The 13,280-nt window shown below is 68.3% G+C and carries 12 protein-coding genes; 5 read left to right on the top strand and 7 right to left on the bottom strand.

All coding sequences use genetic code 11. The features are described 5' to 3' along the window. The first annotated feature begins 96 nt into the window (after positions 1-96). The gene (locus tag LT972_RS11125; protein ID WP_232570385.1) at positions 97-507 is read left to right on the top strand and encodes a hypothetical protein; all 411 of its coding nucleotides are present in this window, start codon (positions 97-99) and stop codon (positions 505-507) included. On the opposite strand, the gene LT972_RS11120 is transcribed toward LT972_RS11125, so the two are convergent. The 4 genes from LT972_RS11120 to LT972_RS11105 form a co-directional block, all read right to left on the bottom strand. After that, a complete protein-coding gene (locus LT972_RS11120) occupies positions 504-1,412 on the bottom strand; it encodes a PhzF family phenazine biosynthesis protein (protein WP_232570383.1) in 909 nt (302 codons plus the stop codon). The genes LT972_RS11125 and LT972_RS11120 overlap by 4 nt on opposite strands. A 69-nt stretch (positions 1,413-1,481) precedes the next feature. Continuing rightward, on the bottom strand, positions 1,482-1,769 hold the full coding sequence (locus LT972_RS11115; RefSeq protein ID WP_232570381.1) for an amphi-Trp domain-containing protein: 288 nt from the start codon (positions 1,767-1,769) through the stop codon (positions 1,482-1,484). A gap of 53 nt (positions 1,770-1,822) precedes the next feature. Continuing rightward, complete coding sequence (locus tag LT972_RS11110; protein ID WP_232570379.1) at positions 1,823-2,695, bottom strand: universal stress protein; 873 nt, start codon at positions 2,693-2,695, stop codon at positions 1,823-1,825. Positions 2,696-2,736: 41 nt separating this feature from the next. Beyond that, entirely contained in the window at positions 2,737-4,098 is a 1,362-nt protein-coding gene (locus LT972_RS11105; protein WP_232570377.1) for an alpha/beta hydrolase, read from the bottom strand. A 105-nt stretch (positions 4,099-4,203) separates the two neighbouring features. On the opposite strand from LT972_RS11105, the gene LT972_RS11100 reads away from it, so the two are divergent. The 3 genes from LT972_RS11100 to LT972_RS11090 all read left to right on the top strand — a co-directional run bounded on the left by LT972_RS11100 (position 4,204) and on the right by LT972_RS11090 (position 6,623). Continuing rightward, on the top strand, positions 4,204-4,905 hold the full coding sequence (locus LT972_RS11100) for a phosphoribosyltransferase (protein WP_232570375.1): 702 nt from the start codon (positions 4,204-4,206) through the stop codon (positions 4,903-4,905). A gap of 66 nt (positions 4,906-4,971) precedes the next feature. Continuing rightward, on the top strand, positions 4,972-5,826 hold the full coding sequence (mtnP, locus tag LT972_RS11095; protein ID WP_232570373.1) for an S-methyl-5'-thioadenosine phosphorylase: 855 nt from the start codon (positions 4,972-4,974) through the stop codon (positions 5,824-5,826). An 86-nt stretch (positions 5,827-5,912) separates the two neighbouring features. Further along, positions 5,913-6,623 (top strand): DUF7504 family protein, encoded by a 711-nt coding sequence (locus LT972_RS11090; protein WP_232570371.1) that lies wholly within the window; start codon positions 5,913-5,915, stop codon positions 6,621-6,623. A 62-nt stretch (positions 6,624-6,685) separates the two neighbouring features. Here LT972_RS11090 and LT972_RS11085 read toward each other — a convergent pair whose 3' ends face one another. From LT972_RS11085 to LT972_RS11075, 3 genes are read right to left on the bottom strand one after another with little or no spacing between them, the layout of a single operon-like run. Next, the gene (locus tag LT972_RS11085) at positions 6,686-7,774 is read right to left on the bottom strand and encodes a segregation and condensation protein A (protein ID WP_232570369.1); all 1,089 of its coding nucleotides are present in this window, start codon (positions 7,772-7,774) and stop codon (positions 6,686-6,688) included. After that, complete coding sequence (smc, locus tag LT972_RS11080; RefSeq protein WP_232570367.1) at positions 7,767-11,339, bottom strand: chromosome segregation protein SMC; 3,573 nt, start codon at positions 11,337-11,339, stop codon at positions 7,767-7,769. Before smc ends, LT972_RS11085 begins: the two co-directional genes overlap by 8 nt. Before the next feature lie 18 nt (positions 11,340-11,357). Next, positions 11,358-11,642 carry a DUF7518 family protein gene (locus tag LT972_RS11075; RefSeq protein ID WP_232570365.1) on the bottom strand — a complete coding sequence of 95 codons (285 nt, stop codon included), beginning with the start codon at positions 11,640-11,642 and terminating at the stop codon, positions 11,358-11,360. 131 nt (positions 11,643-11,773) lie between these two features. Between LT972_RS11075 and gatB the strand changes: the two genes are divergently transcribed. Then, positions 11,774-13,252 carry an Asp-tRNA(Asn)/Glu-tRNA(Gln) amidotransferase subunit GatB gene (gatB, locus tag LT972_RS11070; protein ID WP_232570363.1) on the top strand — a complete coding sequence of 493 codons (1,479 nt, stop codon included), beginning with the start codon at positions 11,774-11,776 and terminating at the stop codon, positions 13,250-13,252. Positions 13,253-13,280 lie beyond the last annotated feature (28 nt).

Here is a 13,280-nt window from a genome sequence, read left to right as displayed (position 1 = left end):
ATTGCGAACGGTACACGCCTCGAAACATCGCAACTCGGATTCGAGTAAGCCGATATCGTCGGAGGATTTTAGCCGCCGGCTTCCCTCGGGCCGCGCATGGACGCCAAACGCTCCGCAGTCCACGCAGGCAAGTACTTCGCCGTGACGACGCTGTTCGCGGTGGTCGGCCTCGGCATCGCCGCGGCGGGCGCGATGCTCGCCGAACCCGCCCTCGACACCGACTCGGTCGGCGCGTTCGTCTCGGCGGCGGCGCCCGGCATCGCCGTCGCCGTCGTCGGCATCGCAGTCTACCGATTCGGGAAGGCGTGGGCGCTGTACAAGACGCTCACCGCCGCCCACGAGGAGGCGCTCGCCGAGACGTTCGACACCCAGCGCGTGAAAAGTGACATCGTGAGCGTGCTCGACGACCGCCTCTCGGACATGCAGACGGACCTCCAGTCGGTCAACCGCGAACTCCGGAAACTCCGCGACGACGACGCCTTCGACTTCAGCGAAGCCGAGAACTAACCCTCCAGAATCTCGTCGTCTTCTCGCTTTGGCACCCGGAGTGTCCCGTCGAACGTCTCCACGGCGGTGCCGCCGACCGCCGGCGCGCCGCCGTCCGCCGCCCGGACGCGCACGCGGCCCGGACGGTCCACGAAGTGGCCCTGCTCGAACACCATCTCCGCCGCCATGTCGCCGCCGAACGCGTCGAAGTGCCAGAGGTACGCGCCCGCCGCGCCGCTGGCCGTCCCCGTCACGGGGTCCTCGTCGATGCCGGCGCCCGGCACCCACGCGCGCCCGTGAATCGTCGCGTCGCCGTCCAGCGCGTCGAAGGAGAACGCGTAGACGCCCGCCGCGCCCACCTCGTCGGCGAGCGCCTCGACCGCGTCGAAGTCCGGGTCGGCGTCCCCCAGGTCCGAGAGGTACGTGATTGGCGCCACGAGGAACGGCAGGCCGGTGTCAGCGACGGCAAGCGGCAGGTCGTCGCTCGCGCCGCGGAGCGCCGCCACGTCCGTCCCCGTCGCCTCGGCGACGCGCTCGTAGGAGACGTCCACCTCGCGAATCTCGGGGGCGTTCTGCGTCATCCACACCGTCCCGTCGTCCGCTATCTCGACGTCGAGCGTGCCGGCGTTCGTTTCGAGGGTGTGTTCGCCCGCGTCGATTGCGCCGTCCGCGAACAGGTGGGCGTGGCTCGCAATCGTCGCGTGCCCGCAGAGGTCGATTTCCGTCGTCGGCGTGAAGTACCGAATCCGGCGGTCGGCGTCCTCGCTCTCCCGGACGAACGCCGTCTCGCTGGCGCCCAGTTCGGCGGCGATGGCCTGCATCTGGTCGTCGGTCAGGTCGTCGGCGTCCGGCACGACGCCCGCCGCGTTCCCCGCACACGGCTCGTCGGTGAACGCGTCCACCAGCAGCGCCCGCGTCTCTGTCATGCGCCCCGATTGTCGGTCCTCCGTGTTGCGTGTTTTCCTCCGGTACCGACGCCCGTCGCGCGGCCGCGGTTACTCCCCCGCGGGTTCGACGTCGAGGCGCGCGGCCTCGGCGCTGTCGACGTCGCGCCACCAGACCAACTCGACCTCGATGCTCTGTTTCGCCCGCGCGTCGCCCTCGCTGTAGTCGGACTCGCCTTCCACCTTGAACGTCACCGGCTCGGTGGGGTCGAGGGTGACCTGTCGGTCGCCGACTGTCAACGAGACGTCGCCGTCAGCGTCGAGTTGGTCGGCGAGCGCTCGGAGGTGTCTCGCGGCCTCTGTGCGCGTCGTCTCGATTTCGGTTTCGAGTTCGCCCATGTCCGTTCAGTCGGCGGCCGGCCGCATAAGATGTCGGAAAAGTAACTACTCTGTCACTCGGTCTCGGGCGCCCGCACCGTCAACACGGGCACCGGCGAGGTGCGCACGAGGTACTCCGCGACGCTCCCGAGGACGTACCGGTCGAACCCGGTGCGGCCGTGCGTTCCGACGACCACCAGGTCCGCGTCGCGCTCGTCGACGAAGTCCAGAATCGCGCGGTGGACCGACGAACCGAACGCCACCTCGCGGGTCGCCGGGTCGACGCCCGCGCCGTTCGCGCGCGCCGCGGCGTCGTCGAGAATCACGTTCGCGCTCTGTTCGAGGGCGTCCACCGCGATGTCGCTTCGCACGTCGGCGCCGAGACTCGTCACGTTCACGACCGACAGCAAGTGGAGCGCCGCGTCCTCGGCGTCCGCCACCGCGACGCCCCGGTCGAGGGCGGCGTCCGCGCCGTCGCTCCCGTCGGTCGCCACCAGCACCGACTCGAACGGGTAGTCTGCGTCGCCGGCGTCCGGGCGGAGCGTCAACACCGGGACGTCCGAGCGCCTGACGACGCGCTCCGTCGTCGACCCGAGCAGGAACCGCTCGAGGCCGCGCCGCCCGCGCGTCGGCATCACCACCACGTCCACGCCGGCGTCCGTCGCGTAGTCGCAGATGGCGCTGTGCGGGGCGCCCGCCCGCACTTCCGCAGTCGCGTCGATGCCGCGTTCGCGCGCTTGCTCGGCCGCGTCCGCCACCACGCGCTCGGCGTTCGACTCCAGCGTCTCGACGACCTCGGCCTGCTGTTCGACCGCGCTGCGGGAGGTGTCCGCGACGCTCAACAGGTGCAGGGTCGCGTCGTGGGCGACCGCCACGTCCAGGACGAAGTCGAGTGCGGCGTCCGCGCCGTCGCTCCCGTCGGTGGGGAACAGTATCGCGTCGAACATACCTAGGGAGTCGTGACAGCGCTACAAAACGATTCGCCCTGTCACGCGGTCAGCCAGCCGGCGAGGTCCGCGATTACGGACTCGGCGACGTTCCCCGGGCGGAAGTACTCGCTCGGGTTCGGCTGGCCCTCCCCCGGCATGAACAGGTGGTTCAGGTCGTCGTACAGCCGCGTGCGGTCGTTCGACAGGGCCTCCTGCCACGCCGGGAAGTCCTCGGTCGGACTCACCTGATAGTCGCGGCCGCCCTGCAGGGCGTACACCGCGGCGTCCAGTTCGGTCGCGGCCGCCACGGGGTCGTAGCCGGCGACGTCCCGCCAGAACGACGCGCTCCACGCGAACCCGCCCTGTTCGTAGTTCCCCGCCGCGAGGCGGTCGGCCGTCGACTCGACGGCGTCGATTTGCGCGCGCTCCGCGTCGGTGACGCTCCCGTCGAGGTTCGCGAGGTACCGCACTTGGTCGGGGACGATTGCGTACAGCGGGCGCGAGGGCGCGGCGAGCAGGAACGCCGACGCGTCGCCGTCGAGTTCGGCGATTCGAGGCGCGGCGTACGCGCCGAGGCTGTGCCCGACGACCGCCGTCTCGCTCACGTCCGTCTCGGAACGAAGGCGCGAGAGCGCGGTGAGCGCGTCGTCGGTGACGAGCGCGCCAAAGCCGAGTTCGCTGGTCGCCGCGTCGCAGGCGTACGTGCGCTTGTCGTACCGCAGGGCGGCGACGCCCTCCGACGCCAGCCCCCACGCGAGGTCCTTCAGGGGCTTGTTCGGGCCGATGGTCTCGTCGCGGTCGTTCGGCCCGGAGCCGTGGACGAGGACGACGCCCACGTCGGCGCCGTCGGCGGGCGTCGTGAGCGTCGCGCCCAACTCGCAGGCCGGCGACGACAGCGCGAGGTCCGTCTCGGAGAACGCCGACTGGTCGGCGTACGCGGGCGGCGAGTACGCCGACTCCGGCGGCACGAACCGGAGACCGACGACGGAACCGCCGTCGAACGTCACCGGCACCGACAGCACGCCCGCCTCGAAGGTCGCGCGCACCACCAGCACGTCGTACCCCTGCGCGGTCGTGCGCTCGACGCCCGAAACCCCGGAGAACCGGCCGTACTCACCGGTCGTCTGCTCCCACGCCTGCCGGAGGCCGCTCACCGACAACTGCTCGCGCACGCTCGGCGCGAGCAGGCCGTGGGCCGTCTCGTAGTCGCCGTCCGCGAGCAGAGTGACGATGCGGACCGCGGTCTCGCGCTGGGCGTCCGGCGCGGTCGTCGTCTGGGTGGTCGTCGCCCGCTCGGTGGTGGTCGTCTGCTCCGTCGTCTCGGTCGTCGTGTCGCCGCCGTCGTTCGACGAACAGCCGGCGAGCGCGACGAGGCCGCCGGCGGCGAGTCGGAGGGCGTCGCGGCGAGTCGGGGGTCGCATGGCAGTGGCTACGCGGGCCAGCACAAGGAAACCCCGGTCGCGGTCCCGCGCCGCGAGAGCGCCTGTAAACCGTTAAGTGTCGACGCGCGCGACTCCCAACACGCAATGAGTGACCTCCCGGACGACTTCAAGTGTACTATCACCAACTGGGAGTACATCTACGGACTCTGCCGCGACGTGAGCGACCAGGTCAAGGCCGACGAGTTCGAGCCCGACGTGGTCGTCGCGCTCGCCCGCGGCGGCTGGTTCGCGGGCCGCTGTATGTGTGACTTCCTCGGTCTGAACGACCTCACCAGCCTGAAGATGGAACACTACGTCGGCACCGCCGAGAAATCAAACGAACCCGAAGTCCGGTATCCGATGCCGGAGGGTTCCGTCGAGGACAAGGACGTCCTCATCATCGACGACATCGCCGACACCGGCGGCTCCATCGAGCACGCCCACGAGTACGTCGCCGACCGGAACGCCAACGAGATTCGGACCGCGACGCTCCAACTCCTCCAGACGAGCGAGTTCGAACCCGACTTCGTCGGCGAACGCCTCGACCAGTGGGCGTGGGTCGTCTATCCGTGGAACTTCATCGAGGACATGGTGGACATCATTTCGGGCGTGATGGAGACGGACGGCGACGGCCCGTACACGAAAGAGGAACTGCGCCACCTGCTCGCCGACTACCACGACGTCGAACGCATCGAGATGGAGATAGCCCAACCCGACCGCCTCGACGAAGTCCTCGAGGAGATGGTGCGCCGCGACGTCCTCGTGAAAGCCGGGGACGCCGAGTGGAAGCTGCGCGTCGACGACTAGCGGCGGCCGACGAGGGCGCCGCGTCGTAGCGCATCGTTTAGGTGCGTCCGCCTCCACCTCCGGGGTATGATCGGCTTCATCGGCGGTTCCGGTATCTACGAGGCGCTCCCGCTGAACGACGTGCGCGAGGAAGAAGTGACGACGCCGTACGGTGACCCGAGCGCGCCCGTGACGGTCGGCGAGTTCGGCGACACCGGCACCGAGGTGGCGTTCCTGCCGCGACACGGCGAGGACCACCAGCGCTCCCCGACGAATCTCCCGTACAAGGCGAACATCTACGCGCTCAAGCAACTCGGCGTCGAGCGCATCCTCGCGTCGAACGCGGTGGGCAGCCTCAAGGAGGACCTGCCGCCCCAGACGCTGGTCGTTCCGGACCAGATTTTCGACCGCACGAAACACCGCGACTCGACGTTCTTCGGCGACGGCGTGGTCGTCCACCAGCCGTTCGCGGACCCGTACTGCCCGCACATGGTCGAGCACCTCCACGAGTCCGCCGAGGACGCCACCGACGCGGAAACGCAGGAGGGCGGCACCTACGTCTGCATCGAGGGGCCGCAGTACTCGACGCGCGCCGAGTCGGAGTTCTACAAGGCCCAGGGCTGGGACCTCGTCGGGATGACCGCCATCCCGGAGGCGAAACTCGCGCGCGAAGCCGAGATGTGTTACGCCACCGTCGCGGGCGTCACCGACTACGACGTCTGGAAGGAAGACAGCGAGGTCACGCTCGAAGAGGTCCTAGAGAACGCCGCCGCCAACGAGACCGCCATCAAGCGGACCGTCGAGCACGCCATCGAGACGCTGCCCGACGAGCGCGACTGCGACTGCGGGCACAGCCTCGAAGGCACCGTGAACACGCCGACCGAGGCCATCCCCGAGGAGACCCGCGAGCGAGTCGACGTCCTGCTCGGCGACTACCTCTGAACGTTTCTAGGACGCGCCACCGACCTAAGATTCGCGCCCGAGAGGCAAAAATGTAAATACCGTTGCCCCGTTGGTTACGGTAGACTATGGGTGGTCGTATCGACGCGGAGGCGTTCTCGAACGAACTCGCCGAGTTGAAACGCGGCGGCTGTAACGTCCTCGTGCGAAGCGACGCGCGCGGCCGCGACCCCGCCTGCGAGCGCCTGCTCGGCGCACCCGAACTCGACCGCCACCACGTCTTCCTGACGACAGCCTCCGACGTCGACACGGTCCTCGACCGACACCGCCCCCGCCGCACGGACGCCGGCTCGTTCGCCGTCGTGGACGCCACGCCCGACACGCGGAGCGTCGCGTCGGCCACGCCGTCGACAGCCGGCCCGACGCCCACGCCGTTCCAGACCGACGACGACTGGTACGAGGGCGTCGACTCCCTCACCGACTACGAGACGCTGTTCGACGCGACCGACCGCGCGCTCGACCGGGTCGCCGCGGGCGCCGACGGCCCCGGCGAAGTCCGCCTCTGCCTCGACGGCCTCGACCCGTTCCTCGACGCCGCCGGCGACGACGCCTCCGAGGAACGCCTCTTTCGCTTCCTCCACCTGCTCACGGGCGCCGTCCGCGACGTGAACGGGATGGGGCACGCACACGTCTCCGCGAACGTCGACGACGACGTGCTCGCGACGTTCGAACCGCTGTTCGACGCGACGCTCACCATCGAAGCGGCGGGCGCGGGCGCCGCTCGCCAGCGCTGGCGGCTCCACGACTCCGGCCGCGTCACTGACTGGTTCCAGTTCTAGTCGCTCGCATTTCCGCCTCGATTCTCGAAGCCTCGATACTCGCGCCGTCCGCGTCGCGAGCGTCAGTCGGCCGTCGCCGGTTCTTCGGTGGCCGCGGCGTCCGGGTCACACACCCAGAGGTCGCCGAACAGGTCGTCCTGTTCGAGCGTCACCGCGCCGCGGTGCGCGAGAAACAGCAACGCGAGGAACGTCTGGACGCGCGACGGGCCGGCGTCGGCCACCTCCTCGTAGAGGACTTCCGTGCGGCCCGCGCCGTACTGGTCGTCGAGCGCGCCCTCCACGTCCTCGATGGTCGCCTCGATGTCCTCCTCGTGGGCGGTGCCGAGGGCCTCGGCCTCGGTCGGTTCGTCGTCCATCCGCAGGTCGTCCCCCGAGTGGTAGTCCAGTTCCTGGACGCCCCGACGGAACCCCTGCGGCGAGTCGGAGGTGTCGTACTCGCGGGACTCCTTCCACCACGACCCGCGCTCGGCCTCCCGGAGGTCACGCACCAGTTCGTCCAGCGTCTCCGGGTTCCCGCGGGCGTGCTTGCGGTCGAGGCGGCGGTCCATCTCCGCCTCCAGCGCGTTCACCGGGTCGTAGGCGGGTGCGCCGCCCTCGGCGTCCGGCGGCGCCTCCCACGGCGGTCGGTCGTCGACTGCCTCCTCCTCGGGTTCGTCGTCGCCGTCGTCCAGCATCGCGTCGCTCTTCATCCGCAGCAGGACGCTCGCGTAGAACAGCGCCCGCCCCGACGTCCGCAGGTCCGCCTCGTCCATCGCTTCGAGGAACTTGTCCGTCACCGCCACGATGTCGATGTCCCACGGCTCTATCTCGCCGTCCTTCGCCAGTTGGACGAGCAGTTCGACCGGCTCCACCTCGTCGTCCTCGGGGTCCGGCTCCGGGTCGGCGGGCGCGTCCGCCAGCAGCGACTCGCCGTCTACAGCCCCGTTCTGCTTCGCGTCGCTCTCGCCCTCGCGCTCTTCTTTCCGCTCTTCGTGTCCGGTGATGTCCAGCGGTACGTCGCCGCCGTCCGCGCGCAGGCCGTCGTCTCGGTCCGCGTCGGCGGACTCGCTTCGCTCGTCCGCGCCGCCCTCACTGCCTCGCGGCTCACTGCGCTCGCCGCTCGGCTTTTCGGAGGGCTCCGTCGCCTCCGGCTCGGAGCCCTCCCTAATCATCTGCCGTCGCCCCCTGCGCCGACAGGTCGATGCCCGTCACGACGCTGCGGTTGTCCTCCTGCATCGTCACGCCGATGGCGCGCTCGGACCGGTCGAGCATCGCGGAGCGGTGGCTCACGACGACGAACTGCGCGTCGCCCGCGAGTTCGTCCACGAGTTCGCCGACGCGGTCCGCGTTCACCGCGTCGAGGAACGCGTCCACTTCGTCCAGCGCGTAGAACGGCGCGGGGTTGTGGCGCTGAATCGCGAAGATGAACGCGAGCGCGGTCAGGGACTTCTCCCCGCCGCTCATCGCGTCCAGTCGCTGCACCGGCTTGTCCGCCGGCTGGGCCTTCATCGTCAGGCCGCCCTCGAAGGGGTCCTCGGGGTCTTCGAGTTCGAGTTCACCGGTGCCAGCCGACAGCCGCGAGAAGATGCGCTGGAAGTGGTCGTTGATGGCGTCGAACGCCTCCATGAACGTCGCCTTCTTCTGCTCGTCGAAGCGCGCGATGCGGTCCTGAATCCCGTCGCGTTCCTCCACCAGCGTCTCCCGCTTGGCCTCGAGGTCGTCGAGTTCGGCCTCGACCTCGTCGTACTCGTCGATGGCGAGCATGTTCACCGGTTCGAGGGCCTCCATCCGGCGTTCGAGGCGCTGGACGTTCTCCTCGACCTCGTCGAGGTCGGGAATCTCCTCGGGGTCGTAGTCGCCGACCGCGTCGTCCAGCTCCTCGATTTCCTCCTCGAGGCGCGCCTCGGCCTTCCGCAGGCTCTCCAGTCGATTTTTCACCTGCTCGACCTCGCTTGCTTTCTCGTCGCGTGCCGACTTCGCCTCTCGTAGCGCTTCCTTGAGGTCCTCGCGCTCGCCTTTCAGTTCCGCGAGTTCTTCCTCCAGTTCCGCGACGGCCTCCTCTTTCGCTTCGAGGGTCTCGCGCTTGCCCTCGATTTGCTCCTCCAACTCGGAGATGCGTTCCTGCTGTTCGGCCTTCCGGTTCTGGGCCGCCTCGATGTCGTCGTGGAGGTCCTCCACGGCGTCCTCGGCGTACTCCTTCTCCAACTGGAGGCTGTTCAGGTCGCCGTCGAGGTCGTCCACGCGGTCCTCGAGGTCGCCGATGTCCGCTTCGATGTCCTCTTTCTCCGCGGTGAGGTCGGGAATCTTCGAGTCCGCGAGTTCGCTCTCCAGTTCCTCGATGTCCGCCTCGACGTCCGCGATGACCGCTTTCTGGTCGTCGATGTCGGCCTCGATGGCCTGCATCTTCTCGTCCACGTCCTCGCGCTCGCCCTGCAACTCCTCGATGCGCGCCTCCAGTTCGTCGATGCGCTCCTCGGCGCTCTCGCGCTCGTTCTCGGCCTGCTCGATGTCGTTTTGAATCGAGCGCACCTGGTCGGTCGCGTCCTGTCGCCGGTCCCGGGCGTCGTCGAGGCGCTCGTCGATTTCCCGGACGTCCTCTCGAATCGACTCGCGCTCGTCTTCGAGGCGCTGGATGCGCTCGGCGACGCGTTCGAGTTGCCCCTTGCCGGACTTCGAGAAGGAGTACCGCGACCCGGACCGCGACCCGCCCGTCATCGCGCCGGACTTCTCCACGAGTTCGCCCGACAGCGTGACGAGGCGGTAGTCGCCCATCAGGTCGCGGGCCGTCTCCATGTTCTCCACGACGAGCGTGTCCCCGAGGACGTACGAGAACACGGGCGCGTACTGCTCGTCGAAGTCCACGAGGTTGTACGCGAAGTCCACCACGCCCGGCATGCTCGGCGTGCTCGGGAGCGACCGGTGGCGCATCTTCGTGATGGGGAGGAAGGTGGCGCGGCCCGCGTTCCGCTGTTTCAGGTACTCGATGCAGCGCTGGCCCGTGCCGTCGTCGTCCACCACGACGTTCGCCAGCCGGCCGCCCGCCGCCGTCTCGCAGGCCGTCGCGTACTGCTCGCTGACGCCGCCCAGTTGGGCGACCGTGCCGTGGACGCCCTCCTTCCCGCTGTTCAGAATCGTCGACACCGCCTTCCCGTAGGAACTGTCGCCGGACTGGTCGGCCTGCGCTTCGAGCCGCGCGTACTCCTCCTGGGCCGCGGAGAGGTCGTCTTCGACGTCCGCGAGGTCGTCCTGTCGCTCGGACTTCTCCTGTTTCAGGTCCTCCACGACGTCGTTTATCTGCTCGCGGTTGCGCTTGGCCTTCACCAGTTCGTCCTGCAGGTCGTCCAGCGTCGCGTCGAGTTCGGGCAGTTTCTCGCGGGCGTCTTCGAGTTCGTCCTGCGCGTCGCTGATCTCGTTCGACCGCCGGTTGGCCTCGTCCAGCAGGCGGTCCTGCTCGCGCTGGAGGTCGTTGCGCTCGCTCTTGGCGTCCTCCAGTCGCTCCTTCTTCTCCGCGAGTTCGGCCTTGAGTTCGTCGAACTCGGTGTCGACGGACTCGATTTCCGCCTCCACGTCCGCGAGGTCGGCCTGCTTCTCCTGCACGTCGGCCTTCACGGACGCCTTCTCGACTTTCACGTCCCGGATGTCGTCTTCGAGGTCGTCGATTTGCTCCTGCTTGCGGTCGATTTCGACGAACGCCTGCCGGCGCTCGTTCTCGGCGTCCTGAATGCGCTCCTCGGCGCCCTCGACCTTGTCCTCCAGCCGCGAGATGTCGCCCTTTATCTCCTCCATCTCGCGCTTGATGGCCAACTGCTCGTCCTCGCCCTTCCGCTCGATTTCCGCGTTCAGGTCTTCGAGGTCCTCTTCGAGGCGCATCACCTTCCCGCGGCGCTCGTCGAGTTCCTCCTGGAGGTCGTCGAGTTCGGCCTCGCGCTCGGCGGCGTCCGCCCGGGTGGCGTCGAGGTCCTCGCGTTTCTCCTCCAGTTCGGCGGCCTTCGCGTAACTCTCGTACTCCTGTTTCTCGTCGCGCAGGCCCTTGTACTCGAGTGCCGTCTCGCGTTCGTCCGCGAGTTGGTCGAGGCGCTCGTGTTTCTCCTCGATTTTCAGGTCGGCCTCGCTGATGCGCTCCTCGACGACTTCCAGTTCGTCGAAGGCGTCGGCCTTCTTCGCGTCGAACTCCGCGACGCCCGCGATTTCGTCCACGATTTCGCGGCGCTCGCCCGCGGTCATGTTGATGATGCCGGTCACGTCGCCCTGCATCACGACGTTGTACCCCTCTGGGGCGACGCCAGCCTGCGCGAGCAAGTCCCGAATGTCCGAGAGGTTCACCGACCGGCCGTTCAGGTAGTAATAGGAGTAGTAGTTGTCCTCGGTTCGCTTGACGCGGCGCTTCACGGTGATTTTGTCCACGTCGCCGACGCTGTCGGAGCCGGCGGCCGTGGTGACCTGCGAGCGCGACAGCGTGCCGTCCTCGTTGTTCAAGACGACTTCGACGCTGGCCTCTCTCGGGCCGGCGGCTTCGCCTTCGCCGTCGTGGGAGGGGTTGTAGATGAGGTCCGTGAGTTTCTCCGCGCGCATTCCCGAGGTGCGAGCGAGGCCCAGCGAGAACAACACGGCGTCGATGATGTTGGACTTCCCGGAGCCGTTCGGCCCGCTGATTGTGGTGAAGTCCTCGTAGAAGGGAATCCTCGTCGTGCCGCCGAAGCTCTTGAAGTTCTCGAGGACGATTTCGTCGATGTACATGGGGAGACGGAGCCGACCTCAGGCGACGATGATGTCGTCGAGGCCGGATTCCTCGTTGTCCCCGTCGTCGCCGGCCTCGCCTTTAGTCGCTTCGTCTCCGTCGGCGTCGCCTTCGCCGGTGACGGGGGTTTCCTCGTGGGCGTCCCGGAGTTCCTCCGTGCTCGGCGTCTGGTCGAGTTCCGCCTCCAGCGTGCGGATGCGTTCGCTGGCGTCCACGAGTTCCTCGGTGAGGCCGCGCACCGTGGCTTCCAGTTCGCTGACTCGCTCCTCCAGTTCGTCCACGCGTTTCGCGTCGTCGGTCATGCACGTTCAACCGCGCTCGAAACGTAAAAGCGTAGGTCGGACGAGCGTCAGACAAATATCCGTTCTCTGGTAACTCTCGCGGGGTCGGGGCTTCGTTAGTCCTAAGCGCCCGCGCCGCGAATCGACCGGCAATGAGCGCGCAGGCCGCCACGCAGGACCTCGCGGCCGTCATCGGTCTGGAGGTCCACGTGCAACTGGAAACGGACACCAAAATCTTCTGTGGGTGTTCGACCGACACCGCGGACGCCGAACCGAACACGCACACCTGCCCCGTCTGTCTCGGACTCCCGGGGGCGCTCCCCGTGTTGAACGAGGGCGCCGTCGAGGCCGCCGTGAAACTCGGGAAAGCCATCGACGCGGACATCCCCGAGCGCACCCGGTTCCACCGGAAGAACTACTTCTACCCGGACCTCCCGAAGGGGTTCCAGATCACGCAGTACGACGCCCCGATTTGCCAGGACGGCGAACTCGACGTGGCGGTGGGCGACGACCGGCGCACTATCGGCATCGAGCGCGCGCACCTCGAGGAGGACCCCGGGAGCCTCCAGCACGTCGGCGGCAGCATCGACACCGCCGACTACACGCTCGTGAACTACAACCGCGCCGGCACGCCGCTGATGGAAATCGTCACCCGGCCGGACTTCCGGGACGCCGACGAGGTGCGGTCGTTCCTCGCGAAACTCACGGAAGTCCTCGAATATCTCGGCATCTTCGACGCGGAGCGCGACGGCAGCCTGCGCGTGGACGCGAACATCTCGATGATGGGCGCCGACGAACTCGCGGGCGGCGAGCCGAGCGACGACGCGCTCGAAGCCGCGAACCGTACCGAGGTGAAGAACATCTCCAGTCACAAGGCCGCGGAGAAGGCCCTCGCCTACGAGATTACGCGCCAGCGAAACCAGATTCAGCGCGGCCGCGAGGTCGAACAGGAGACCCGCCACTGGGACGAGGCCCGCGGCATCACGGTCTCGATGCGCTCGAAGGAGGAGGAGAAAGACTACCGGTACTTCCGCGAGGCCGACATCCCGCCCCTCGAAGTGTCGGACTGGAAGTCGGAGATTCCGATTCCGGAACTGCCGGACGCGCGCCGCGAGCGCTTCCGCGAGGAGTACGGCGTCGGCGCCGAGACCGCCTCCAAGCTGACGTCCCGGAAGGCGGTCGCCGACCTCTTCGAGGAGATGGCCGACGAGTACGACGCCGGCCTCGCGGCGACGTGGGTGGCGGACAACATCCTCGGAGAACTGAACTACCGCGACATGGACGTCGGCGAGGTCGAGGGCCGGTTCGGGGAGTTCGAGCGCCTCATCGAACTCGTCGCCGAGGACGAAATCACCGCGAAGAACGCCAAAGAGGTCGTGCTCCGCGGGATGCTCGACGACGGCGACGCACCGGACGACATCGTCGAGCGCGAGGACCTCGGGAAGACGACGGGCGGCGAGGTGCAGGCCGCCGTCGAGGAGGCCATCGAGGAGAACCCGGACGCCGTCGAGGACTATCACGCGGGCGAGGGCGGCGCGCTGAACTTCCTCGTCGGGCAGGTCATGCAGAAGACCGGCGGGAGCGCCGACCCCGGACAGGTCAACGAACTCCTTCGCGAGGAGCTGGAGTAAACCGCGTCTCCCGCTGTTCTGCGCCGCC

Origin of the sequence: Halobacterium litoreum, from assembly GCF_021233415.1 — an archaeon.
In the GTDB taxonomy this organism is placed as follows: Archaea; Halobacteriota; Halobacteria; order Halobacteriales; family Halobacteriaceae; genus Halobacterium; species Halobacterium litoreum.
The sequence above is the reverse complement of the archived record's forward strand: the minus strand, read 5'-3'. Positions and strand labels throughout refer to the sequence as shown.